Genomic DNA, 26505 nt, shown 5'->3' with positions numbered 1-26505 from the left:
CTAAATTATTTAAATAGGGTACTTACGACATCTTCAATTTTTGAAACTAAACGCACCTTGATTTTGGTATCTTTCAATGTAATTTTATTGTTTTTGGAAACATAGATAGATGTAAAGCCGAGTTTTTCAGCTTCCAATATGCGTTGATCCGTTCGTTGAACTGTTCTTATTTCACCAGATAGACCAACTTCTGCCGCAAAGCATACCCCTTTTGGAATAGGAGTGTCAAAATTACTTGACAATATAGAGGCTATTACGGCTAGATCTATCGCTGGATCGTCTACAGATATACCGCCAGTGATATTTAAGAATACATCTTTCGCGGCAAGTTTAAACCCGGCCCTCTTTTCCAATACAGCTAAAAGCATATTTAATCTTTTAGCATTAAACCCGGTAGCAGAGCGTTGTGGGGTTCCGTAAACAGCGGTGCTTACTAACGCTTGAATTTCAATAAGCAACGGTCTTATACCCTCTACGGTAGCAGCAACGGCGGCACCACTTAAATTTTCATCATTCTTTGAAATCAAAACCTCTGAAGGATTGTTTACTTCTCTAAGTCCACTACCCTGCATTTCATAGATTCCCAACTCGGCGGTAGAACCAAAACGATTTTTAAGAGATCTAAGAATACGATATACATAGTTTTGGTCACCTTCGAACTGTAAAACGGTATCAACCATATGCTCTAAAATCTTAGGCCCGGCAATAGTTCCATCTTTGGTAATGTGTCCAACAAGAATAACAGGAGTGTTACTCTCTTTTGCAAATTTTATAAGCTCGGCGGTGCACTCACGAATTTGAGAAATACTACCCGCGGCTGACTCAATATAATCTGAATGTAATGTTTGTATAGAATCAATGACAACCAAATCGGGCTCTAATGCCACAATCTGTTGAAAGATGTTTTGTGTTTTTGTTTCAGTAAGGATAAAGCAATTTTCAGAACTGGGATGAATACGTTCTGCCCTCATCTTTATCTGTTTTTGGCTTTCTTCGCCAGAAACGTAAAGTGTTTTATATGGTAATTTTAAGGCAATTTGTAGTAAGAGTGTACTCTTACCAATTCCAGGTTCCCCACCAAGAAGCGTTAAAGAACCAGGCACAAGCCCTCCTCCTAAAACACGGTTAAACTCGATATCTTGAGTGTTAAATCGAATTTCTTTGTCACTGTTTATTTCGTTGACCCGAAGTGGTTTCGAAGCTTTTTGAAGCGTACTTGAACTAGTCTTCCAAGTTTTTTTTTCTTCTTTTTGCACGATTTCTTCAACAATGGTATTCCATTGTTTACAAGAAGTACATTGCCCGATCCATTTGGCATACTGGGTACCGCAATTTTGGCAAAAGAAAGCTGTTTTGGTTTTAGCCATAAACCTAAAAGGAATTTGGCTAAAGATAAGTTTAAAGTTCTATATTTTAAAAGCCAAAATCAGCTTTAAGGGCATCCAATTTTTCAATGGCAAGGTCTTTTGTCAAGAAATCTATCTCTTCCATCTGGTACGCTTTCTCAAATGCCTTTTTTGCCTTTTTGGGCTCTCCGAGCAGTTCAAGATATTCGCCCTCAAAATAGAAGCCCATCATAGTTTCTGGGTAGAATTTCTTACAGACCTGAGAAAGTTCTTTTAAAGATTCATAATCTTCTTTTTTTACACAACCAGCATAAATTGCCATGATATCATTGAGCTCCACCTGTTTTTCAAACCCTAGGAGGTCTTCAATGCGACTATATTTTTCCTCTAGATATTTAAATACAGGTTCTTCCGATTTAAGTATTTGCTCTTTGTATTCTTTAGGGCTTATAGGCCTGAATAATTTAAAGACATTGTCAAATGCCTTACTTACGCCATAAGCGGCTATTGAAATATGATCCGGTTCGTCGTATTGATCAAAGAAGTAATGAATATTTTCTTTAGAAATCGATTTTATGGCATTATCCATTTGAAGCATACGCTGGCGATCTTCTGTCTTTTCTTTTTCTAAAACTACATTATAAAATATTTCTTGGTCTAAATCTAATAACCTAGAGGGCACCCTACTTTCCATTTCAGTGGCCAGTACAGGAGATATGGTCAAGTAAGAGTTGAACAATGATTTATCTTTAAATAAAAAGTAGTTGCCAAAATTGGCAGTGATATCATAACCGATAAACATCTTAAACGGTGCAATCTTATAGTTTGTTTCAAGATATGGTATAAGTTCGGTTCCTAAAAATTCGTAGAACAGTTTCCCCTTTTCTGTGGGTAAGCCTGTGGTTTGTTCGAAATCGCAATCTTCCCATCTAAGGTCGTTCTTACTTTGATGAACTCCTACAACAACGGCCTCGGGCATACGGTTGTGTTTGCTATAGAATTTGGCATTGGCTACAACTAAGTCAAAAAGGTAATCGGCATCTAAAACTAGAATTAAAGGATATTTTTTGTCTTCTGTATAATCTACTGGAAAGTAATAGGAAACGTCTCTTCTTTCCTGTAGTTTAAACGATTCAAAAATCTCTTTTTGTACTTGGGCGTTAACACTAAAGCAAAATAATGCCAATATTGGCAAAAACAACTTCTTCATTTGTTAGGCTTTTGATAATCAGTATTATCGGTTTCGGTTCAATAACGGAAGTAGTGCAAAAGATATTGCCCCAAAAATTACAACCATAAGGGTCTGTGCAATCCACATTATCCAACCAAAAGCATCTCCCGAAACTGAAGAAATCCCAAAAATTGCCAACGAGGTACTTACAGCAATTGGGTAAAGACCTATACCGCCATTTGTAGTAGACATTGCAAAAGCGCCTCCAACAAATGCAATCAGTAATTCTGAAAGTGTAAGATTTACGGTTTCTGGGACAGTGTATTTAATGACCCAGAACATGGCAATATAACATGCCCAAATAAATAGTGTATGAAAAACAAATGCCCATTTATTTTTCATTTTTAAGATACTGGAAATCCCATCCAACAAACCACTTAAAAAATTTTTAAGCTTTAGGGCAAACCCTGCATTGGACTTTTTAATAACCTTTACAGCAACTAGTAAACCAATAATACCAACAAATAGAATGCCAGCAGCACCAACTAGATTAACACCTTTTTCGTTAAGTACCTCAAGTATAATATCTGTTTGTAAGACCAAGGCGATTGAAATTATCACTAAAAGCATAATAAGGTCTATGACTCTTTCGGTCACTATAGTTCCAAAGCCTTTTTCAAATGGAACACCTTCGTATGTGGTTAGGGCAGTCGCTCTTAAGAACTCACCTGATCTTGGAATTCCAAGATTTGCAAAATATGCCATCAAAATGATAAATACATTATTGCTTAGTTTTGGGCTGTATCCCAAAGGTTTGAGCATATAATTCCATCTAATGGCTCTTGAGATATGGCTTAGAATTCCAATGACAACCGAAAGTCCAACCCAAAACGGACTCGCATTAGAGATATAATGCATAATCTGTTTTCTTTCTTCAGGTGAGGTAGACGTATAAGAATACCAAATTAGAAAGATTCCCAATGCAATGGGGATGAAGGTCTTTAGAAATTTTTTGGCAGAATCACTCAAAACTAGTTGAGTAAGTTAGTGTCCTCATTTGGGAAAACTAGGGCTGGCATAAAGCTTTTAGCCGCCTCAATGTCCATACTACCATAGGTAATTAAAATTAAAACATCGCCAACGGCCACTCTTCTTGATGCAGCACCATTTAAGGTGATTTCACCTGAACCTCTTGGTCCGGGAATTGCATAGGTTTCAAGTCGTTCACCATTGTTGTTATTTACAATTTGAACTTTTTCGCCACGAATAATATTTGCAGCATCCATCAAATCTTCATCAATTGTAATACTACCAATATAGTTCAGGTCTGCACCAGTAACTTTTACTCGATGAATCTTTGATTTTACAACTTCTATTTGCATGGTACAAATTTAAGAATTTACAGAGCTATATTGTCTATCAAGCGAATACCTTCTGCATAGACGGCAATAAAAGCTCGGTATTTTACATTTTTTTGTTTTTTTAAAATGGGTGTTAATGTATTAATATCTGCAATTTGAAAATACTCTAATGTAAAAACAGCGTTTCTTGCAAACTCTGATACTACCCATTCTTCAATAGAATTAGCACTTTCCGTGCCAAATTTTAATTTGGCAGTTTTCAAGGTTTTGTAAATAAAACCACCTTTTTCTCGTGTAGACAATGACAGACGTTCATTACGTGAACTTCTTGCCAGACCATTGGCTTCTCTTTCAATGGGGCAGCCTATAATTTTAAACGGAAAACCCTTAAGTTCCACAAGTTTTTTAATGATTTGAAGCTGCTGAAAATCTTTTTCTCCAAAATAGGCCCGAGTAGGATTTACAGTTAGAAGTAACAGTTCAACGATTGTAGCTACACCATTGAAATGTCCCGCCCTAAATTCACCTTCCATTACTTTTTCCAAGCCATTGAAATCGAATTCTTTGGAGTCAATTTTTTCATCATATATTTCTTTGGCCGATGGAGCAAAAATCAGAATGTCATTAGATATTGTTTTTAGCAAAACCATATCTTCTTCAAGATTTGCAGGATATTTTTCAAGATCTTCTTTATTGTCGAATTGCGTGGGATTAATAAAAATACTCACTACAACGATATCATTTTCATTGAGGGCCCTGTTTACCAGTGAAAGATGTCCTTTATGTAGAGCACCCATGGTGGGCACAAACCCTATGGTATGGTTTTTGCCGTCTTTGGATGATAAAATGTCTCGCAACTCTTTTTTGTAGTGTAATACCTGCATGAATGAGCATAAAAGCTCGCAAAAATACTATAAATACTGCATATCTACATTATTTTTGTACTTTTGCAGCTACGTTTTTTCAGATACATAAAAATTGCGTTTATGAATGGTAAAAAGATATTGTTTGTATCTTCTGAATTAGTGCCTTACCTCCCAGAGAATCCTGTTTCTTTAATGTCATACGAAGCCCCAAGAATGGTGAACAGTAGTGGAGGACAGATACGTATTTTCATGCCTAGGTATGGAAATATTAATGAAAGAAGACATCAATTACATGAGGTTATTCGTCTTTCAGGGATGAATTTAGTGATTAACGATATGGATATGCCTCTTATTATAAAAGTGGCCTCTATTCCAAAAGAACGTATTCAAGTATACTTTATCGATAACGAAGAATACTTCAAAAGAAAAGGAACTTTTACCGATAAGGAAGGGAATTTATTTCCTGACAATGATGAACGGGCAATTTTCTTTGCAAAAGGGGTAGTTGAAACAGTCAAAAAATTAAATTGGACCCCTGATATTATACATGTGCAAGGGTGGATGGCTTCATTATTACCGCTATATCTTCGAGAATACTATGCGGATGAACCTATTTTTGCAGATAGTAAGATTGTGACCTCGGTTTATGATCAGGGCTTTGAAGGGGCCCTTAATGCAGATATGGGTAAGAAAATTGCTTTCGATGGTATCGATGAAAGCAAAATAGCGCCACTTAGTACACCTGACTATAATAATTTGTTAAAGGTTGCCGTAGATTATTCAGATGCGATTATTTTAGCCTCAGAAGGGGTTTCTGAAGATTTACAGCAATATATTGAAAGTCTGCAAAAACCTGTTTTGCCTTATGTTTCAGTCCAAGAATCTGAAGAGGCTTATTCTAATTTCTATAAAACAGAGGTTCTAAAATAAATTGCATGAGCTTTTTTGGTAAAAATTTATTTCCAGCTTTTGTTGGGGCATTTTTGGTGGTACTTGTTGCTTCCTGTGAAGAAGAATTGAATACAATTGGTGAAGGGGTAGTCGCGGGTGAACCCTTTACTACTGGAAAAGCGGAATTTGATGTTTTTGCTTTTAACAAAAATATTGAGGCCGTTCAGACAAATCGCCTGCCTATTTATCAGTTAGGCACATACAATGATCCTGTTTTTGGAAGAACTGAGGCTAGGATTACAGCCCAGTTAAGGCTGCCCATAAATCAAAATACGGGATCAACTTCGAATTTTTTTGGAGATTTAACCCAAGCCACAGAGGATGCGGCAGAAACCGATGAAGTAGAATCTACGATATTGGAAAACGAGCAAGTAAAAGAAGTTGTACTTTATATACCATATCAATTGTCACAAGCGTTTAGTAGGGATTCTGACGGAGACGGTGTTCCTGATGAGCAGGAGCCAGGCGGTGAAAATGACCCCAATAATGATATTGATGGAGACGGTCTAGGTAATAATGAGGAAAGGGTTCAGGGTTCTGATCCTTTCAATCCAGATACTGACGGAGATGGTATCAATGATGCAGATGATGATGATTTTGTACCTAATGTTTTTCCAAGAAAATTTGAATTGGATAGTATTTTTTCAACTAGTGTCGTTGAAGATAATTTAGTAGGGGCTCAATTTAATTTAAAAGTTGAACGGTCTACATTTTTTCTTAGAGATTTAGACCCTAATAGTAATTTTGAGGAGGCACAAGAATATTTTTCTAATCAGCAATTTTCACCAACATTCACTGGCGAGTTACTGGCAGACACCCAAGTAACTATTAGTAATGAAGAATTTATTTCCTTTCAAGATGATAATCCAGATACTGAAGACGTTGATGAATCAGAGGTCATAGAGACTCGTTTAAATCCAGGGATTCGGGTTAATTTAAGCCCTGAATTTTTTCAAGAGAACCTTATTGATAAAGAAGGAGATTCTGAGCTATTGAGCCAGTCTAATTTTAACGATTTTCTTCGTGGATTACATATATCTATTACTCCTGAGAGTACAGACGAAATTTTGTTGTTATTGGATTTGACTCAGGCCAATCTTACAATAACCTACGAATACGATAATTTCGTGGCAGGTGAAGATGGTGCCCAGAGCACTACGGAAAGAATAGAGAGAGATTTTGTTTTAAACTTTTTGCAAGTATCCAACAACAATGTCACTGGAAATGCAGTAAATACCTTAAATAATCACCCATATCCTTCTGAAATTGTATCTAGCTTGGACAATGGGGAAAACACAGAAAGAATTTATTTAAAAGGAGGAGCGGGAACAATTGCTGAGCTTTTACTCTTTGATGAAGTCGATGGCTCCTCAATCATAAACGAGATTAAAGAAAATAATTGGATTATTAACGAAGCCAGTTTAGTCTTTTCTATAGATAGAGATGCTGTTGGTAATAGTATTGAGCCTCCTAGAATTTATCTTTTCAACGCTGAAACCAATCAACCATTATATAATATAGCAACCGAATTTAATTCATCTGATAACCCTCTTGGGTTATTTTTAAATTATGATGGAATAATTGAAAAAGATGGAGAATTGGGTGATACATATACTGTTAAAATAACAGAACATATAAATAATATCATTGTAAGAGATTCTACCAACGCCAAACTAGCCTTAGCACTTACATCAAATATTTCAATACCTAATGTTGCCCAAGCAATTGGCGCAGGTTCGGTCAGTGATATCAATGTGCCGATTATGTCTACTGTTAACCCCTTGGGTACCGTTCTTTTTGGGAGTAATGTTTCTCCAGAGAACGAATCAAAAAAACTTAAGCTTCAAATTTTCTATACAGAAGCGAATTAGCGGAAGGCCGTTGATACGACTTAAAGGTTTTTTACGTTAGTTATCTATATTTTCAGCAGATTTTATTGGTCATAGTTTAAATTTGCAAACATTAAGAGTTTATAACCTCTTAAAAATTATTTACTTATGTGTGGTATTGTAGGGTATATAGGTCATCGTGATGCCTATCCAATCGTAATAAAAGGTCTTCAAAGATTAGAGTATCGAGGGTACGATAGTGCTGGCGTAGTACTGTTCGATGGAGAAGACACCCATTTGGCAAAAACAAAAGGAAAAGTAGAAGATTTGAAGCATAAAGCAGAGATTACTATTTCTACAAATGGAAAACTAGGTCTTGGGCATACGCGCTGGGCAACACATGGTGTACCCAATGATGTGAATTCACACCCACATTATTCCAATTCCGGAGATTTGGTCATTATACATAATGGAATAATAGAAAACTATGAATCACTTAAAAAAGCTCTAATTAAGAGAGGGTATTCTTTTGAGTCGGATACAGATACAGAGGTCCTGATTAACTTAATTGAAGAAGTTAAGAAGAAAGAAGGCGTTAAACTTGGGAAAGCTGTTCAAATTGCACTGAATCAGGTAGTCGGTGCTTATGCAATAGCTGTATTTGATAAAAATAAACCCGATGAAATAGTTGTTGCAAAATTAGGTAGTCCACTTGCTATTGGTATTGGAGAGAATGAATTTTTTATTGCTTCCGATGCATCTCCCTTCATAGAATTTACTAATAATGCTGTTTATCTAGAAGATGAAGAAATGGCAATTATTAGAATTGGTAAAGAAATAAAACTCCGTAAGATTAAGGATGACGCAATAGCGTATCCAAATATTTTGGAACTTCAATTAAATCTCGAAGAGATAGAAAAAGGGGGTTATGATCACTTTATGCTTAAGGAAATCTATGAGCAGCCAAGAGCTATTTTAGACACCTATAGAGGAAGACTACTTGCGGATCAAGGTTTAATTCGAATGGCCGGAATAGATCAAAATCTTGAAAAGTTCATTAACGCAAATAGAATAATAATTGTAGCGTGTGGAACGTCATGGCATGCCGGCCTTGTTGCAGAGTATATTTTTGAGGATTTGGCAAGAATACCGGTTGAGGTAGAATATGCTTCTGAATTTAGATACCGTAATCCTGTTATTACCGATAAGGATGTATTAATTGCAATTTCCCAATCTGGAGAAACTGCTGATACTTTAGCTGCAATAAAAATGGCTAAGGAAAAAGGTGCTTTTGTTTTTGGCGTGTGTAATGTTGTTGGTTCTTCGATTGCGCGTGAAACTCATGCGGGAGCATATACCCATGCTGGTCCAGAGATTGGAGTGGCTTCAACAAAGGCTTTTACCACTCAGATTACAGTGTTATCGCTAATTGCTTTAAAACTTGCGAAAGAGAAGGGTGCTATGTCAGAATCTAAGTTTCATGAATATTTAACTGAACTTGAGGGTATACCCAGTAAAGTAGAGAAGACCTTGGAGTCTAATAAGTTGATTGAAGAAATTGCCGAGGTATATAAAGATTCAACCAATTGTTTATACTTAGGTAGAGGTTATAATTTTCCAGTTGCTTTAGAAGGCGCACTGAAATTAAAAGAAATTAGCTATATCCATGCTGAAGGTTACCCGGCTGCTGAGATGAAGCACGGGCCCATAGCACTTATAGATGAAGAAATGCCCGTAGTTGTAATTGCAACCAAAAAGGGTCATTATGAAAAGGTTGTTAGTAACATACAGGAAATTAAATCTAGAAGCGGAAAAATCATAGCAATCGTTACCGAAGGAGATAAGAGCGTTAAAGAAATAGCGGATCACGTAATAGAAGTCCCAGAAACTTCTGAACCTATGACACCTCTTTTGACTACTATTCCACTACAGTTGTTGTCCTATCATATTGCATTAATGAGAGGATGTAACGTGGATCAGCCTAGAAATTTAGCAAAGTCGGTTACCGTAGAGTAACTAATAAAAAATTCATTTAATATTAAAAACGGCCTAATTAGGCCGTTTTTTTGTTAATTTAATACTAGGAAAGGGCTTTTTATTAGAAAAAAGTACTATGCATGCATAATTTTTTTGTTTTTATTAAGACAAAAGTCAAAAAAAATGTATATTCCGCTTCGTTTAATTAATGCGTAATTTAAACTGACTTAACTCAAATTCAAGACTAATGAAAAAATTATTTTTTGTCTTTACCTTTTTGTTCGGAGCAACACTAATTGCTCAAACTACTGTTACAGGAAAAGTAGTAGATCAAAACGGAGAACCAGTGCCAAGTGCGAATGTTTTGCTTCTTGGAAAAGAAGAGGGTACCGTGGCGGATTTTGATGGAAATTTCACATTTTCTACCAGTGAAACACCACCTTTTAAGCTTAAAATATCGAGTATTGGTTACACCGATACTACAGTTGATGTAACTTCTAATAATGAGGTTTTATCAATAACACTTAATGAGGCATCGACGCTACTCGATGAAATAGTGATATCCGCTTCTAGAACACCAGAGCGTATTTTTGAGTCACCAGTTTCTGTAGAACGTTTCGGACTAAAAGAGATTAAGAACACTACTGCTGAATCTTTTTATGGAGGTCTTCAGAATTTGAAGGGCGTCGATATCAATACCAACAGTTTAACTTTTCAATCAGTAAACACCAGAGGTTTTGCGACTTTTGCAAATACACGTTTTTTACAATTAGTTGATGGAATGGACAATACTGCACCAGGATTGAATTTCGTACTGGGTAATTTAGTAGGTATGAATGAGCTCGATGTGCAAAGTGTAGAAATTCTACCAGGGGCATCTTCAGCACTGTATGGAGCAGGGGCCTTTAACGGTATTCTTTTTATGAGAAGTAAAAATCCATGGGATTTTCAAGGCATAAGCGCCTATGTAAAAACAGGGCTTACCTCTCAAGAAGCTGCTGGAGACAATAATTACTATGACGTTGGTATCCGCGCGGCACATGCATTTAGTGACAAGTTTGCGGCTAAGGTAAGTTTCTCAATTTTAGAAGGGGAGGATTGGCACGCTAATAGAACAGATGATATCAATAACCCTGGAGCAGATAGGACTGATCCAAATTACAATGGGTTGAATGTTTACGGTGATGAGGTAAACACATTATTGAACTTTGATGCTGCTGCGGGGTTACCGACAGGGACTGTTGGATCTGCCGTTGTAAGTAGAACAGGCTACAATGAAGCTGATTTGGCTAATTATAACGCCCAGAGTGTAAAAGCGGATTGGTCATTACATTACCGTCCTTTTGGAAATGATTTGGAATTGATATACAATGGAAGAGTTGGTCGTGGAACTACGATTTATCAAGGAGCTAGTCGTTATGCCGTTCAAGGTTTTAAGATGCAACAACACAAATTGGAATTAAAGAACGATAACTTTTTTGTGCGTGCATACATCGTAGCTGAAAATTCAGGAGATGCTTATGATACACGTTTTGCTGCAATTAATACCAATAGAGCGTGGAAATCAGATACACAATGGTTTACGGAATACGCTCAAACCTTTATTGGTGCTAAATTAGGAGTAGGTACGGGAGTTCAAGCAACCGATGAACAGGCACACGCAGCAGCTAGAGCTGTTGCAGATACTGGCAGATTAGTTCCTGGTACTGCTGCGTTTCAAAATGCTTTTAATAGGGTGATAGCTGATGGAGACTTACTTACGGGTGCAAAATTTATTGATAACACAAAATTTCGCCATGCGAATGGTAATTACAATTTAGCCCATCTAATTGATGATTGGGCAGATATTCAAGTTGGGGGTTCTTGGAGAGAATATGAGTTAAATTCTCAGGGAACCATTTTTACAGATTTTGATGGACCTATCACATACCAAGAATATGGTGGGTATATGCAACTTCAAAAGAAATTAATGGACGATAGGTTAAAGCTTACTTTGTCAGGAAGATATGATAAGAATGAATTTTTTGATGGCTTCTTTTCTCCAAGAGCTGGTATTTCGGCTACTTTGGGAGAGAACAGAAATCATAATGTTAGAGCTTCTGTTCAACAAGGTTTTAGAAACCCGACAACACAAGATTTATTTATTGGGTTGAATATCGGTAATGCTGTTTTAGTAGGGTCAGCCCCTGATAATTTAGATAGAGATGTAAGAACATTTGATGTTAGTGAATCTGGTCAAGCATTTACAGGTTCACCAACTGTAGACATAGTAGGAAGAGCAGCTTACGAGAACGCTTATTCCATAGGTTCGGTATTGGCTGGAAACCCTACTGCTGTAAACACTCCTTTGGTTCAACCTGAAGAGATAACAGCTTATGAATTGGGGTATAGAGCACAGCTTGGAAAGTTTACAATTGATGCAAGTGGTTATTATAACAGTTACGATAATTTTATATCTCAAACTCAAACATTTGTACCATTATATGGAGAAGCAGGTGATGGAGGGCTATCATTATTAGCATTGCAAAATGGAGATTTTGAGGTTTATCAAGTGTATACCAATTCACAAGAAGAAATAACTTCATATGGAGGTACTATTGGAGTAGATACTAAAGTTGCCGGCTTTGATTTGGGTGTAAATTATACGTATACTTTCCTTGAAGACGCAGAAGGACTAAGAGCTAGAGGTATTCGAACGAACTTCAATAGTCCAGAACATAAGGTTAAAGCTTCTTTCGGCAAGACAGATTTATTTAAAAACTTTGGCTTTGGAGTGAATTACCGCTGGAGTGATGATTTCTTCTGGGAAGCATCTTTTGCTGATGGTGATGTGCCAGCATATTCAGTTTTAGATGCACAAATAAACTATTCGGTGCCAAGTATTAAATCAGTATTCAAAGCGGGTGGGTCGAACTTATTGGCAGACGAATACTTTCAAGCTATAGGCTCTGGATTAATAGGTTCGATTTATTATGTTTCTTGGACCATAAATCCTTAAGCAACAATTTCATAAGACTTATAAAAGGCATCTTTATTAGGTGCCTTTTTTTATGGAAAAAAAGAATTCAGAAGTTTCTATTTCAAATAGTAATAACATATCTTTGCAGCCGGAAAAAACAGGGTTTTTTCTATCCAAAAAATCGAATAATAGAAATAAGCAAGTAATGTCGAAAGTTACAGGTAAAGTTGCACAGATTATCGGACCGGTTATTGATGTTGAGTTTGAATCAGGAACCGTAATCCCAAAAATTTACGATTCATTAGAAATAGACAAGGCCGATGGCTCTAAATTAGTGCTTGAGGTACAGTCGCATGTTGGCGAAAATACCGTTAGAACAATTTCAATGGACTCTACAGATGGTTTAAGTAGAGGTGTTGAAGCAGTTGCTACTGGTAGTTCAATCCAAATGCCAATAGGAGAAGATGTTTACGGACGCCTTTTTAATGTAATCGGAGATGCAATTGATGGACTTGAAGAGTTACCTAAAAGTGGTGATAAAGGACTTCCTATTCACCGTGAGGCTCCAAAATTTGAAGATTTATCAACTTCTACTGAGGTGCTTTTTACAGGTATTAAAGTAATCGATTTAATTGAGCCTTATGCAAAAGGTGGTAAAATTGGATTGTTTGGTGGTGCTGGTGTTGGTAAGACAGTATTAATCCAGGAGTTAATCAACAACATTGCTAAAGGTCACGGTGGTCTTTCTGTATTTGCTGGTGTTGGGGAACGTACAAGAGAAGGGAATGACTTACTTCGTGAGATGTTAGAGTCAGGAATTATAAAATATGGAGATGACTTCTTACATTCTATGGAAGAAGGTGGCTGGGATTTGTCTAAAGTAGACAAAAAAGCAATGAAAGAATCCAAAGCGACTTTCGTTTTTGGTCAGATGAATGAGCCTCCTGGAGCCCGTGCTCGTGTGGCATTATCTGGATTAACTATTGCTGAGTATTTCCGTGATGGTGCTGGTGATGGTCAAGGCAAAGACGTACTGTTCTTCGTAGACAATATCTTCCGTTTTACACAAGCGGGTTCAGAAGTATCTGCACTTTTAGGAAGGATGCCATCTGCAGTAGGTTATCAGCCTACACTAGCAACAGAGATGGGTGCAATGCAAGAGCGTATTACTTCAACTAAAAGAGGCTCTATTACATCGGTACAGGCGGTTTACGTACCTGCAGATGATTTAACGGATCCAGCGCCCGCTACTACTTTTGCTCACTTAGATGCAACAACGGTACTTTCTCGTAAAATTGCAGAACTTGGTATTTACCCTGCGGTAGATCCTTTAGATTCTACGTCAAGAATTCTAACAGCGGATATATTAGGGGATGACCATTATGGTTGTGCGCAGCGTGTGAAAGAGTTGTTACAACGTTACAAAGAACTACAAGATATCATTGCCATTCTTGGTATGGAAGAACTATCTGAGGAGGATAAATTAGCTGTAGGGCGTGCAAGACGTGTGCAGCGTTTCTTATCTCAGCCTTTCCATGTTGCTGAGCAGTTTACAGGTATCCCAGGAGTATTGGTAGACATTAAAGAAACTATTAAAGGATTTAATATGATTATGGATGGTGAATTAGATCACCTACCAGAATCTGCCTTTAACTTAAAAGGAACAATCGAGGAAGCTATTGAAGCTGGTGAAAAAATGCTAGCTGAAGCCTAAATAGTTTATAGTTATAAGTTATTGGTTCAAAGCTTTTATTACTAGGACTTTTAACTTAAATCTTACAACTTAGAACTAGAGAAATATGTATTTAGAAATCGTATCCCCAGAAGCAACATTATTCGCAGGCGAAGTAACCTCTGTTACCGTTCCAGGAATAAATGGTGAATTCCAGATGTTACAGAACCATGCTCCAATTGTATCGTTATTACAACAGGGTGAAGTTAAAGTACAAGGCGATATTACAATAGAAGAAGAGGTTCAAGATAAGTTCGCCAAGGGCGCTAACGGAGAAACTGTTTTAGCAATTTCAAGCGGAACTATTGAATTGAAAGATAATAAGGTAATTGTATTGGCAGATTAAGTCAATACGCTTTAAATGAAAAAAAGCCGCTCTAATTTAGAGTGGCTTTTGTTTTTTAATTGATATTATTTTTCTATCCTAAAGAGCACCATATTCTAATCATTAGTTTACTTTTATACGTAATATCAATAAAGGGACTACTTTGATTTATGCCTAATTTCCCAAAGAAATTAACCCAAAAACTAGAAAAACGAGCAGCAGAGGATGCCTATCGCAAATTGCCAAGTGCCAACGGGTTGGTTGATTTTTCTTCAAACGATTATCTAGGTTTTTCAAGAGAGCTTTGGATTAAGGAAAGAACAAAAGAAATTTTAAATCAGAGTAATTCTAAAAATGGAGCTACAGGATCCCGATTGATTTCTGGAAACCATCAATTATATCAAAAATTAGAAGAACAACTTACTAGCATTTATAGTTGTGAAGCTGCTTTAGTGTTTAATTCTGGCTACGATGCCAATCTTGGTTTTTTCGCTTCGGTACCGCAGCGCGGAGATATGATTTTTTATGATGAACTGGCCCATGCCAGTATTAGGGATGGAATTCAATTAAGTAATGCCAAAGCATATAAGTTTAAGCATAACAATTTAAAAGATCTACAACTTTGCATTGAGCGTAGTCGAAATGGCATAACAAAAAACGCAGAAGTTTATATCGTTACCGAATCTGTTTTTTCAATGGATGGGGATTCTCCTGATTTATCAGCTTTTACATCGTTCTGCATCGAGAATAGTTATAATTTAATAGTAGATGAAGCGCACGCTGTTGGAATATTTGGTAATGGAAAAGGCTTATGTCTTGAAAGAGAAATTGAAACTGCTATTTTTGCCAGAATTATAACTTTTGGTAAAGCTTTAGGTTCTCATGGTGCAGCAATACTAGGAAGTGGCCAGCTAAAGAATTATTTAGTGAATTTTGCAAGAAGCTTTATTTATACCACTGCTTTACCACCTCATACGGTTGCGACTAACTTAGCGACGTATGATTTTCTAAAATCAGAAAAGGGTAAATCTTTTAAAGATAGTTTATTGAAAAACATTGTCTATTTTAAACAAGAATTGTCTAGACAAGGGTTACAAAAAAGCTTTATAGAAAGTAATTCTGCAATTCAATGTATGTTCGTTAGAGGTAATATAGAAGCTAAAACGATTTCTGAGAACCTTAGAGAGAACGGCTTTGATATTAAGGCTATTCTTTCACCAACAGTGCCAAAAGGAAAAGAACGGCTTCGTTTTTGCCTTCATGCGTTCAATACAAAAGACGAGATAAAACGGCTAGTATCATTATTAAAAGAACTATAAATGGGTAAGGACTTAGTTACATTAGGCAGTTTTGAATTTTTAGCCGATGTACAGATAATAAAGGGAAAATTAGAATCTGAAGGTATAACGGTTACCCTAAAAGATGAAAACACCGTAGGTGTAGAACCCTTTGCTAGTAATGCAATAGGTGGTATTAAGTTACAGGTTTATGCGGTCGATAAAGAGAAAGCACAAGACATTTATAATGAACTAAGAAAATATGCGGTTGATGAAAATGGAAATTTGGTTCAATGCCCAAATTGTAAGGCACAGAAGTCTGAAGTTCATTATTTGCGCAATACACTGTTCTATAAACTCTTTCCATTTTTTGAACCTAAAAAATACCGTTGTACCAATTGTGAATTTATTACCAAGACAGAAGTATGAAATTATTTATTACCGGTATTTCTACAGAAGTTGGTAAAACCATTGCTTCGGCAATAGTTACTGAAGCTTTAGAAGCCGACTACTGGAAACCAATTCAGGCTGGTGATTTAGAGAACTCTGATAGTCACAAGGTCAAGAATTTGATTTCCAATACCAAATCCATTATTCACCCGAACAGTTATGCGTTAAATACCCCTATGAGTCCACATGCGGCTGCAGAAATTGATGGTATTCAGATAGATTTAGATGCAATTAGAGAACCCCGTACAGAAAATCATTTGGTTATCGAGGGTGCTGGAGGTTTATTAGTTCCTTTAAATGACTCAGATACAATTTTAGACTTGATTCAGTCAGATTACAAAGTAATAGTTGTTTCAAGGCATTATTTGGGCAGTATTAATCATAGCTTACTTACGATAGAAGCACTTCAACAAAGAAATTTTAGAGTAGGATTAATTTTTAGTGGAGATGAATACCCAACGACTGAAAGCATTATTTTGAATAAAACGGATGCTTCTTTTTTAGGGAGGATTAATGAGGAGGAGTTAATTGACAAAAAAGTAGTTAAGCACTACGCTAAAGAATTTAGAAAAGCACTACTTGAGTTTTAAACGTTGATGAATTACCGCGTTTTCAATGGTGTCTAAAGGGATATAATTCTTCGATAATTGTATATTCATATAAAAGTTTGCGGCTATTTTTTTACTCGCGAAAACCCTTCTATTTTTTCTAGTTATAATATAGTTTGGTTTAAATTCTTCCAGAATGAATTGGAGTTCTTCACTTTCCGTTTTCCTTGTGTTTTTCATATAAGGAAATAGTTCTTCTCTTAATATATTACTTGGATGTGTAGCGGCTTTAGTAGGAGGCTTTTCATTTAAAAGCCAATAACCAATATGATACTCCATAAACAGTATTTTCGACGCAGAAAGTTTCTTTTTTTTAAAGTAATTAGGAACAGCAATACCTTCTCCATTAAAAAAAGAACCTTTTTCAATTCGATTATCAATAACATTTTTAAACTCAATATAAGATTCCATGGGGATTAGAAGTGCAATACCTAGAAGGGCAGGTTTGTAATTAAGCTTCTTTAAAAGACCAAATTGATATACTACAATGGCTACTAATATTACTAGTGGTGGATATAGCTGTATGAGATAATGCCCATTTATTTTACCAGCTTGTATAAACGAAAATAATATTCCAACACTAACAATTAATAACAATTGTACTTCTACAGTTTTATAGGGAATCAACTGCTTTTTAATTGTCCAGAATAAGAACCCAAATACAATACCAGCAAAAGGGAGAACATCTAGAATAGAATGTTCTTTTGAACTAGAATAAGCCATTGGTGCTTTAAAGACCGATTGCCACCAGAGTTCTAAGTCATTGTTAAAAAAATAAGGCAGCGCTGTTGCTAGTATTATTGTTATTAGAGTGCCTCCTAAAATTAGAATTTTAAAAAAATGGGAAAGCTTTTTTTCGTGCTTGTATGTCTTCCAAAAAAGGAAAAGAAAAAGTAATAAAATTGGGTAGGCAAGGTTTAATTTAGTCATTAAGGATAAGCCAAATAAAAGCCCAGCTAGCAAATAGGAGAGCTTACTTTCTTTGCTAATTATTAAATATAGAGCAGGAATAAAAAAGGCTATGGAAATATGTTCAGACATTACACCTTGTAGGCTTCCAAAAAGACTTTGTAAAATAATAACTAGACAGCCAGACCAAAAGGCAACTTTTTTATTTGCAATCTTATGGCCAATCTTATAGGTAAAAAAAGAAGTTAGTGCTACAAGAAGAACACCGGCAATTCGTATGGCCAAAAAACTTTTCCCAAAAACATAAATAAGAGCTGCAAAAAAAAGAAAAGCAATCGGTGGTTTTAAATCCCAAAGCTGTGTGTAAGGTAAATAGCCATCAACCCAAGATTGCCCCATTAAAATAAAAGTACTTTCATCTCGATCAATATAATCTCTAAAGAAAAAAGGAAACCGAATTAAAAAGGCAACTAAAAAGTAGAAGAAAAATAGCGTACGTTCACTACTAGAATGGTAAAATGTGGTTATATAATGGATTGTTTTTTTAAACAAGACGACTACTATTATTTGGTTTTATTGCCATCTTTGCAAGGTAGCCAAATTGAGTGATTTGAAAGATTCAGCACAGACAAAAAATTTAATCCAACGAGATAAGAAATACTTGTGGCATCCCTTAACGCAACACAAAACCGCAGTAGACGCCTTGCCTATTGTAAAAGCCAAAGGGGCATTGTTATGGGATGAAAATGGCAAAGAATATATAGACGGTATAGCTTCTTGGTACACTGCCATGTATGGTCATTGCAGTGATTATATTGTAGAAGCGATTACTGCTCAAATGAAAGAACTTGACTTTGTTATGTTCAGCGGTTTTACGCACAAACCAGCGATTGAGTTATCTGAGAAGCTGATGAAGCTATTGCCTAAAAATCAAGCTAAAATTTTCTTTAACGATAATGGTTCTACAGCTGTGGAAGCAGCTATAAAAATGGCCTTACAATACTACCATAATAAAGGTAAAAAGCGAGATACGCTAATAGCTTTTGAAGGGGGATTTCACGGAGATACCTTTGGAGCTATGAGCGCCTCAGGTTTGTCATCATACAATGGCCCTTTTGAAGATTTCTTGCTTAAGGTTAAACGCATTCCGGCTCCACAAGATGCTACCATTGATGAGGTGCTTTCAAGACTAGAGGAGATCATTGAGAAAAATAATTGTGCAGCATTTGTTTTTGAACCCCTAGCTCAAGGTGCGGCAGGAATGAAATTTCATTCTGCTAAAGGCTTAGACGCCCTTGTTCAAAAATGTAAATCTTTGGATGTCTTATGTATTGCCGATGAGATAATGACCGGTTTTGGTAAAACAGGTAAAAATTTTGCATCTGATTATTTAGAACATAAACCAGATATTATATGTCTAAGTAAAGCCTTAACTGCAGGCATGTTTCCTTTAAGTATTACGAGTTGTTCGCAACATATTTTCAATGCTTTTTTGAGCGATAAGGTGGCAAAAGGGTTCTTTCACGCCCATACATTTAGTGCACATCCTATAGGTTGCGCAGCGGCAATAGCGGGTCTCGATTTGTTAGAATCAAAAACGGTCTTGGAGCGGAGGAAGTATATAGAAGATGCGCATGAGAGGTTCGTTCTAAAAATTAAAAAACATCCAAAAGTAGAAGATGCCCGCAGTCTTGGTGTAATTCTGGCGGTTGATTTAAATGTAAAAATGGACCGCTATGGAAAATCGCGAGACAAACTGTATCAGTTCTTTATGTCTAGAGGGGTAAACCTTCGCCCTTTAGGTAATACAGTTTATGTATTGCCGCCATACGTAATAACTAATGAGCAGCTAGAAAAGATTTATGATGTTATATTAGAATTACTAGAGACCTAGTGCTGTGAGTTGATTTCGTCTATAAAATCAAACTCTTGATCATTGACTTCAACGCGAATTTCATGATAGTTCCATTCATCTCCTTCCCCAGTAGCATCAATATATAATTTGCCATCACCTTTTGAGCCAGCAATGGGAATAACCATTTTTGCACTTTTATTTCCATTGGTCCAGTTGATATTTCCTTGAATCATACCATCTTTTTCGATAGGGGAGCCTAAAATATCCAACAGCTGTTCGTCTTTATTAATGAGCTCAAAAGCATATTCATAGGGTTGAGAGCCTTCCATAATATTGGTTACCCCAAAATAAATGGAAGAGAATAAAATAATCGCTCCAATAATCAGTGTGAAACAACCTCCAACCGGAACGACCCATTTCCAATTTCTTTTCCACCAACTAGGTTGAGGTACGAGTTCATTATTCATGCTTTCTTAAATTTAATATGCCAGATGAAGATAAGAACTTTTACTTTTGTTTTAATTATAAAATATGTTGAAAGAACCTGTTTACATTACTGCAATTTCTTCAATTTCCCCATTGGGAAATTCTCTTGAACAAGCTTGGGAAAATTATAAAAATGATGATACGCAACTCAAAGAAATAGAAATTGGTGATAAAAAAGTATGGGCAGGTAAACTTTCTGAAAAGGTAAGTGATAAGATTAAGGCGCTCAAAAACTCGGATAATAAATACACGAATCTTGATGAATCTGTATTGTATGCCATGTATGCCTCTAGAAAGGCGATAGAAAAAGCAGGTTGGTCAATAGAATCTAAAGATGTAGATTTCGGGGTGAACATAGGTTCATCGCGGGGCGCAACGGCTCTATTTGAAAAATTCCATAAAGAATTTTTAAAAGATGATAGTACATCTACTTTGGCATCGCCAACTACAACGCTCGGCAATATCTCTTCTTGGGTGGCCCACGACCTAAAAACAAAAGGGCCAGAGATCTCGCATTCCATTACCTGCTCTACTGCTCTGCACGCAATGTTGAACGGTATTGCATGGATACAAAGCGGAATGGCAACTAAGTTTATAGTGGGCGGTAGCGAAGCACCATTGACCCCATTTACCATTGCGCAGATGAAGGCATTAAAAATCTACTCGAACCACAAAAATAGTCACCCTGAGCCTGTCGAAGGGTTCCCGTGCCGTGCTTTCGATTTAGATAAAAAACAAAACACAATGGTATTGGGAGAAGCAGCTTCCGTGGCTTGTCTAGAAAAAGAGAGTTCGGGAGAAGCACTGGCTAAAATTATAGGAATAGGATATGCTACAGAACCGCTAACACATAATGTTTCCATATCTGCCGATGCAAAGTGTTTTCAAGATGCTATGGCAATGGCTTTAGGGGACAAATACCTTAATAGTGTAGATGTTGTGGTGATGCATGCCCCTGGCACCATAAAAGGCGATTTATCAGAATTTAAGGCTATCAAAAAAATATTTTGTAACAAAAAACCTTTTTTGACTACAAATAAATGGAAAGTAGGCCACACCTTCGGGGCATCGGGGATGCTAAGTGTAGAAATGGCGATACTGATGCTTCAAAATAATAAAGCGATTTCCGTTCCCTTTGCAGAAAAACAGCAAAATCCCAAATCGATTAGAACTGTTTTGGTAAACGCAGTAGGTTTTGGAGGAAATGCAGTATCCATCTTGCTTTCAAAATAAGCTTCCGATATTCTCGGCAATGTCTTATCTTAAATGATTTATTAACCAACACCTTTACACCATGGAAAACTGGTTTGCAGCTTTGAGCCTTTTCGAGAAAGTATATTGGGTAACCGCCTTAATATCTTCAGGAATTTTTATCGTATTGATTGTATTGACAATACTAGGCGGTGATGCCGACGATATGGGTGGTGACGTTGATGCCGAAGTAGATGGGGATTCAGGAATCGGATTTCAATTCTTGTCCTTTAAAAACTTAATGGGTTTCTTTACCATTTTTGGATGGACCGGCATCGCTTGTCTAGATAATGGATTGACAACAAGCGTAACCGTAATCATATCCGTGATCTGTGGATTGTTGATGATGACCGCTATGGCTGCACTATTTTACTATCTGGCAAAATTGCAGAGTAGTGGCACTTTAAAGTTAAAGAACGCGCTAAATCAAGTCGGAGAAGTGTATTTGACTATAGGGAGCAAACGGTCGAGTATCGGAAAGGTTAGTATAAATGTTCAAGGCACTTTGCGTGAATTGGAGGCACTTACAGATGAAAACAATGATTTGGTACAAGGAAATGTTGTACAAGTAAAAGAAGTCACGGATAATGGAATATTAATCGTTCAACTATTAAATAAATAAACACATGCTAATACCTTTACAATTGGGCGGAGGGGCCACATTACTGGCCATAGGGTTTGCCATCCTCTTTTTCTTTATCATTATTATTTCTTTTATAAGAAGATACAAACGCTGTCCGTCTGACCGTATTTTGGTAGTCTACGGAAAAGTTGGTACTGGTAATTCTGCAAAATGTATTCATGGTGGGGCAGCTTTTATCTGGCCCGTTATACAAGACTATGAGTATTTAGATTTAACGCCCATTTCTATTGAAGTCGATTTGGCAAACGCGTTAAGTAAACAGAATATTCGTGTAAATGTACCTTCAAGATTTACCATAGGGGTGTCTACCGAGCCTGGTGTAATGCAAAATGCTGCAGAGCGCCTTCTAGGATTGGGTATGCAAGAGGTTCAAGATTTGGCCAAGGAAATCATTTTTGGTCAGTTACGTCTGGTAGTTGCTTCAATGGATATAGAGGAGATTAATTCGGATAGAGATAAGTTTTTGACGAACATTTCGCAGAGTGTAGAATCTGAATTAAAGAAAGTTGGTCTAAAACTTATCAATGTAAATATTACGGATATTGTTGATGAATCGGGTTATATAGAGGCTTTAGGTAAAGAAGCTGCTGCACATGCTATTAACGCGGCCCGTAAGTCAGTTGCCGAGAAAAATAGAGATGGTTCCATTGGTGAAGCAAATGCATTGCAAGACGAAAGAACCCAGGTTGCTGCTGCCAATGCAAAGGCGGTAGAAGGAGAGAATATTGCCAAAATTAATGTGGCGAATTCTGATTCTCTTCGTCGTCAACGTGAAGCAGAAGCAGAAAGAACAGCGATAGCTGCAGAAAAGGTACAGTCAGCAAAAGCTTTGGAAGAATCGTATGCTGCGGAAAAGGATGCGGAAATTGCTAGAGCTGAACGTGAGCGCAGTTCACAAATGGCCGATATTGTTGTTCCTGCTGAAATTGATAAAAAGAAGGTAGAGATTGATGCAGAAGCAGAAGCTGAAATGATTCGTAGAAAAGCGAAGGGTGAGGCAGATGCGATTTTATTTAAAGCTCAGGCTGAAGCTCAGGGTATTTTAGAAGTATTGAGCAAACAGGCCGAAGGCTTAGATAAAATTGTAAAAGCAGCAGGTGACAGCCCTAAAGATGCTGTTTTATTATTAGTAGCTGATAAATTACCGGAATTGGTCAAAACCCAGGCCGAAGCTATCAAGAATATTAAAATAGATAAAGTTACCGTTTGGGATTCTGGACAAAAGACCGAAGATGGTAAAAATTCTACGGCTAATTTTATTTCGGGTATGTATAAATCCGTACCGCCATTACAAGAAATGTTCAACATGGCTGGTATGCAATTACCTGAGTATTTAAAGGGTAAGGAGGTTGCTGATGAAAAAAACAAACAAGGAGCTAAAAAAACCACACCTCCTGAGAAAAAGTAACTAGTAGTTTTCTTTTTAAAATCATAACTAAAGTCCCTCTGTAACACAGAGGGACTTTTTAGTTGATTTAGCCACTTATCTATAGCAGATAGTTGTTCATCTTTACTAGTTTGTAGCTTAAGGAAAATAATAACATTCTTTACATTAAGTCTTTCATCTTTGACTTATTATTTAAATACCCCAAATAAACATAGGTAATGGGCTTAACTACTAAACGAACAATAACGGAAGAAGAACATTTTTATATTTTCTTAAGTGAGATTAATCATGTTATAGATAGCTTGGAAAATGTAAATTCAATAGATTCTAGTGGAGTGTTTATTTTAAAACAACTTTATTTAGATTACAAAAGGAGTTTTTGTATAGAAAGATTAATAGAATGATTTATGTTATGGCTATTGAAGCTCAATTTATATTTTTGAAAGTACTATCGTACAAATAAAAAATTTATTTTGGGCTTCTTTATTTCAAATCTTCTACTTCATTATTTTCTTTAGCGGATTTCGGTTATTTTTGAACCATGAGCGAGACAAGACACAATTGGACCAAGGAAGAGATTTTAGATATTTATAATAAGCCCTTAATGGAGTTGCTTTATGATGCAGCTACAATACATCGTAAATATCATGATCCAAATACCGTGCAAGTTTCTACATTACTTTCTATAAAAACTGGTGGTTGCCCAGAAGATTGTGGCTATTGCCCACAGGCAGCTCGTTACCATACCGATATCGAGGGCAATGACCTCATGTCCGTACAACAGGTAAAAGCTCAGGCTTTACGTGCGAAATCATCCGGTAGTTCGCGTGTTTGTATGGGTGCGGCCTGGCGTAATGTTAAAGATGGCCCTGAATTTGATCAGGTCTTAGAAATGGTTCGTACCATTAATAAATTGGATATGGAGGTTTGCTGCACACTTGGTATGATTACCGAAAACCAAGCAAAACGTTTAGCAGAAGCTGGGCTTTATGCTTACAATCATAATTTAGATACCTCAGAAGATTATTATAAAGATGTCATTTCTACAAGGGCTTTTGAAGATCGTTTAGAAACAATCGATAATGTCCGTAAAACTAATGTTACGGTTTGTAGTGGAGGAATTATAGGAATGGGTGAGAAAGTTGAAGACCGTGCCGGAATGCTTGTTGCTTTGGCGTCTTTAAGCCCACAACCTGAATCAGTACCCGTTAATGCATTAGTTGCTGTAGAAGGTACGCCGATGGAAGATATTGAGCCCGTTGCTATTTGGGAAATGATTCGTATGGTCGCTACTACACGTATTGTGATGCCAAAAACACAAGTGCGTTTATCTGCAGGAAGAACTGAAATGAGTAGAGAAGGTCAGGCCATGTGCTTCTTTGCAGGAGCAAATTCCATTTTTGCAGGTGATAAGTTATTGACCACTCCTAATCCTGATGTAAATGAGGATATGGAAATGTTCAAAATGTTAGGACTCAATCCACAGAAAGCCTTTGTAAAAGCTCCACAGCCAGAAACAATTGAGGCTACAGCATCTAAGATCGAGCCACTAGGTGAAAAACCGAAGTGGACGCGCCCTGGCCATAAAATCGAGCGTAACGAGAATGCCAAAGCGAATTCTAAATTGGTAGAGAAAGAGTAAGTTTTACTTTTTTAAGATGCTTTTATTAATTTAGATAGTTCGTAAAACTATATTTTGGAACTTAACCTTCAAGAAATTCCTAGGGTAAAGACACTCTCTAAAGAAGAATTTATCCGAGACTATTTTAGACCACAGAGGCCTGTGGTTATTGAAGAATTTATTGAAGATTGGCCAGCCTATTCTAAATGGAACTTAGAGTATATTAAAGAGGTTGCGGGCGAAAAAGAGGTGCCTTTATATGATGATAGGCCCGTAAAACACGATGAAGGTTTTAATCAGCCACACGCCGAAATGAAAATGGCTGATTACGTTGATTTATTGAAAAAAGGGCCGACTAAATTCCGTATTTTTTTGTGGAATGTTTTAAAAGAAGTGCCACAGCTTCAAAAAGACTTTTTCTATCCTGATTTCGGAATCAAATTGATGAAAAACCTTCCGATGCTCTTCTTTGGAGGTGCCGATTCACATACATTTATGCATTATGACATCGATTTGGCCAATATCTTTCATTTTCATTTTGAAGGGCAGAAACAGTGTATTTTGTTTCCCCAGTCTGAAACAAAGTATTTATATAAAATTCCTCATTCTTTAATTGTAAGGGAGGATATCGACTTTACCAATCCTGATTTGCAAAAATGGCCGGCACTAAAACATGCAAAAGGCTATATGACAAATTTGGAGCACGGTAATGTAATTTACATTCCTGAAGGCTATTGGCATCATATGAAATATGTAACGCCTGGTTTTTCGATGAGCTTAAGGGCAATAGCCAGAAAACCCAAGAATTTTGGTAAAGCCGTTTATAATATTATGGTAATGCGCCATTTTGATAATCTAATGCGACGATTAAAAGGTCAAAAATGGATAGACTGGAAAAATGAACGGGCAATTGTCAATACGGATAAAGTATTGTCGCCTTGAGGGGACTTTAGGGGTGTTTAGTAATAAATTAGATATCGCACTAAGCTTAATCGAAGTATGTTTTGGGTTAAGTATTTGGAATCAACTCTTTAAGTTTTTCATACACCAAATGACTTTCCCAACCTCTATATAAAAGATAATCAGCTAATTTTTTTCTTCTTTTTTGCAGGTTGGTTTCGCTAATTTGAGAAAGTCTTTTTTTTGAAAGCGCATCTAAAGTTTCAAGATAAGCATCCTCATCAATTTCCTTGAGGGCGGTTTTAATATTGAATCTAGAGATATCGCGTTGTTTTAGCTCATTTACAATGCGGTTTTTACCCCATTTTTTAATATTGAATTTACCTCTTGCAAAACTTTGTGCAAAGCGCTCTTCATTCAAAAAATTATGTGCTATAAGATGAGTAACTATCTGATCGATCGCATCAGGAATCATACGCATATCTTTAAGCTTTTGAACTACTTCTTTATGGCAACGTTCTTGGTAGGCACAATAGCTTTCAAGTTTTCTAGTAGCTTCGGTTATGGAATAGGCTTTTGATGAGTGCATGATCAAAGATAT

23 protein-coding genes are annotated in these 26505 nt (G+C 36.6%); 15 read left to right on the top strand and 8 right to left on the bottom strand.

The features are described 5' to 3' along the window. Window positions 1-5: 5 nt before the first annotated feature. The 5 genes from radA to panC are packed head-to-tail and all read right to left on the bottom strand — an operon-like array spanning window position 6 to window position 4762. Window positions 6-1367, bottom strand: coding sequence for a DNA repair protein RadA (gene radA / locus ACFSQJ_RS06490; protein WP_377766143.1), 1362 nt, complete (start codon window positions 1365-1367; stop codon window positions 6-8). A gap of 46 nt (window positions 1368-1413) precedes the next feature. Next, entirely contained in the window at window positions 1414-2556 is a 1143-nt protein-coding gene (locus ACFSQJ_RS06485; protein WP_377766142.1) for an alpha/beta hydrolase, read from the bottom strand. Window positions 2557-2580: 24 nt separating this feature from the next. Then, entirely contained in the window at window positions 2581-3546 is a 966-nt protein-coding gene (locus ACFSQJ_RS06480; protein ID WP_377766141.1) for a lysylphosphatidylglycerol synthase transmembrane domain-containing protein, read from the bottom strand. A gap of 2 nt (window positions 3547-3548) precedes the next feature. Continuing rightward, on the bottom strand, window positions 3549-3899 hold the full coding sequence (gene panD, locus ACFSQJ_RS06475; RefSeq protein WP_377766140.1) for an aspartate 1-decarboxylase: 351 nt from the start codon (window positions 3897-3899) through the stop codon (window positions 3549-3551). A gap of 17 nt (window positions 3900-3916) precedes the next feature. Further along, complete coding sequence (panC, locus tag ACFSQJ_RS06470) at window positions 3917-4762, bottom strand: pantoate--beta-alanine ligase (RefSeq protein ID WP_377766139.1); 846 nt, start codon at window positions 4760-4762, stop codon at window positions 3917-3919. Between the two features lie 102 nt (window positions 4763-4864). Here panC and ACFSQJ_RS06465 point away from each other — a divergent pair, with 102 nt between their 5' ends. The 9 genes from ACFSQJ_RS06465 (at window position 4865) to bioD (ending at window position 16834) form a co-directional block, all read left to right on the top strand. Then, a complete protein-coding gene (locus ACFSQJ_RS06465) occupies window positions 4865-5674 on the top strand; it encodes a glycogen/starch synthase (protein ID WP_377766138.1) in 810 nt (269 codons plus the stop codon). A 5-nt stretch (window positions 5675-5679) separates the two neighbouring features. Then, on the top strand, window positions 5680-7566 hold the full coding sequence (locus ACFSQJ_RS06460) for a DUF4270 domain-containing protein (protein ID WP_377766137.1): 1887 nt from the start codon (window positions 5680-5682) through the stop codon (window positions 7564-7566). A gap of 126 nt (window positions 7567-7692) precedes the next feature. Continuing rightward, a complete protein-coding gene (gene glmS, locus ACFSQJ_RS06455) occupies window positions 7693-9540 on the top strand; it encodes a glutamine--fructose-6-phosphate transaminase (isomerizing) (RefSeq protein WP_377766136.1) in 1848 nt (615 codons plus the stop codon). Window positions 9541-9748: 208 nt separating this feature from the next. After that, on the top strand, window positions 9749-12499 hold the full coding sequence (locus ACFSQJ_RS06450; RefSeq protein WP_377766135.1) for a TonB-dependent receptor: 2751 nt from the start codon (window positions 9749-9751) through the stop codon (window positions 12497-12499). 166 nt (window positions 12500-12665) lie between these two features. Next, the gene (gene atpD / locus ACFSQJ_RS06445) at window positions 12666-14174 is read left to right on the top strand and encodes a F0F1 ATP synthase subunit beta (RefSeq protein WP_377766134.1); all 1509 of its coding nucleotides are present in this window, start codon (window positions 12666-12668) and stop codon (window positions 14172-14174) included. A gap of 85 nt (window positions 14175-14259) precedes the next feature. After that, the gene (locus ACFSQJ_RS06440) at window positions 14260-14538 is read left to right on the top strand and encodes a F0F1 ATP synthase subunit epsilon (protein ID WP_377766133.1); all 279 of its coding nucleotides are present in this window, start codon (window positions 14260-14262) and stop codon (window positions 14536-14538) included. 149 nt (window positions 14539-14687) lie between these two features. After that, window positions 14688-15836, top strand: a complete 1149-nt coding sequence (locus ACFSQJ_RS06435; RefSeq protein WP_377766132.1) for an aminotransferase class I/II-fold pyridoxal phosphate-dependent enzyme — start codon at window positions 14688-14690, stop codon at window positions 15834-15836. Further along, window positions 15837-16223 (top strand): DUF2007 domain-containing protein, encoded by a 387-nt coding sequence (locus ACFSQJ_RS06430; protein WP_377766131.1) that lies wholly within the window; start codon window positions 15837-15839, stop codon window positions 16221-16223. Then, window positions 16220-16834, top strand: a complete 615-nt coding sequence (gene bioD, locus ACFSQJ_RS06425) for a dethiobiotin synthase (protein WP_377766130.1) — start codon at window positions 16220-16222, stop codon at window positions 16832-16834. Before ACFSQJ_RS06430 ends, bioD begins: the two co-directional genes overlap by 4 nt. Here bioD and ACFSQJ_RS06420 read toward each other — a convergent pair. Continuing rightward, window positions 16820-18313: an ArnT family glycosyltransferase gene (locus tag ACFSQJ_RS06420; protein WP_377766129.1), complete on the bottom strand. Its 1494-nt coding sequence runs from the start codon at window positions 18311-18313 to the stop codon at window positions 16820-16822. The two genes, bioD and ACFSQJ_RS06420, sit on opposite strands and share 15 nt — an antisense overlap. A gap of 58 nt (window positions 18314-18371) precedes the next feature. Between ACFSQJ_RS06420 and bioA the strand changes: the two genes are divergently transcribed. Then, entirely contained in the window at window positions 18372-19655 is a 1284-nt protein-coding gene (gene bioA / locus ACFSQJ_RS06415; RefSeq protein ID WP_377766128.1) for an adenosylmethionine--8-amino-7-oxononanoate transaminase, read from the top strand. Here bioA and ACFSQJ_RS06410 read toward each other — a convergent pair. After that, entirely contained in the window at window positions 19652-20083 is a 432-nt protein-coding gene (locus ACFSQJ_RS06410) for a cytochrome c oxidase assembly factor Coa1 family protein (protein WP_377766127.1), read from the bottom strand. The two genes, bioA and ACFSQJ_RS06410, sit on opposite strands and share 4 nt — an antisense overlap. A gap of 67 nt (window positions 20084-20150) precedes the next feature. On the opposite strand from ACFSQJ_RS06410, the gene ACFSQJ_RS06405 reads away from it, so the two are divergent. The 5 genes from ACFSQJ_RS06405 to ACFSQJ_RS06385 all read left to right on the top strand — a co-directional run bounded on the left by ACFSQJ_RS06405 (window position 20151) and on the right by ACFSQJ_RS06385 (window position 25946). Then, entirely contained in the window at window positions 20151-21335 is a 1185-nt protein-coding gene (locus ACFSQJ_RS06405; RefSeq protein WP_377766247.1) for a beta-ketoacyl synthase N-terminal-like domain-containing protein, read from the top strand. A gap of 61 nt (window positions 21336-21396) precedes the next feature. Next, window positions 21397-21975, top strand: a complete 579-nt coding sequence (locus ACFSQJ_RS06400; protein WP_377766126.1) for a hypothetical protein — start codon at window positions 21397-21399, stop codon at window positions 21973-21975. 4 nt (window positions 21976-21979) lie between these two features. Continuing rightward, window positions 21980-23404: a flotillin family protein gene (locus tag ACFSQJ_RS06395; protein WP_377766125.1), complete on the top strand. Its 1425-nt coding sequence runs from the start codon at window positions 21980-21982 to the stop codon at window positions 23402-23404. 520 nt (window positions 23405-23924) lie between these two features. Further along, window positions 23925-25025 (top strand): biotin synthase BioB, encoded by a 1101-nt coding sequence (gene bioB, locus ACFSQJ_RS06390; protein WP_377766124.1) that lies wholly within the window; start codon window positions 23925-23927, stop codon window positions 25023-25025. A gap of 54 nt (window positions 25026-25079) precedes the next feature. Further along, on the top strand, window positions 25080-25946 hold the full coding sequence (locus tag ACFSQJ_RS06385) for a cupin-like domain-containing protein (protein WP_377766123.1): 867 nt from the start codon (window positions 25080-25082) through the stop codon (window positions 25944-25946). A 67-nt stretch (window positions 25947-26013) separates the two neighbouring features. Here the strand turns inward: ACFSQJ_RS06385 and ACFSQJ_RS06380 are convergent, their stop codons facing one another. Next, complete coding sequence (locus ACFSQJ_RS06380; protein ID WP_377766122.1) at window positions 26014-26493, bottom strand: regulatory protein RecX; 480 nt, start codon at window positions 26491-26493, stop codon at window positions 26014-26016. Window positions 26494-26505 lie beyond the last annotated feature (12 nt).

It is taken from the genome of Croceitalea marina, assembly GCF_042684265.1.
Lineage (GTDB): Bacteria > Bacteroidota > Bacteroidia > Flavobacteriales > Flavobacteriaceae > Croceitalea > Croceitalea marina.
Note: the sequence above shows the minus strand (reverse complement) of the source record. Positions and strands in the feature narration are given on the sequence as shown.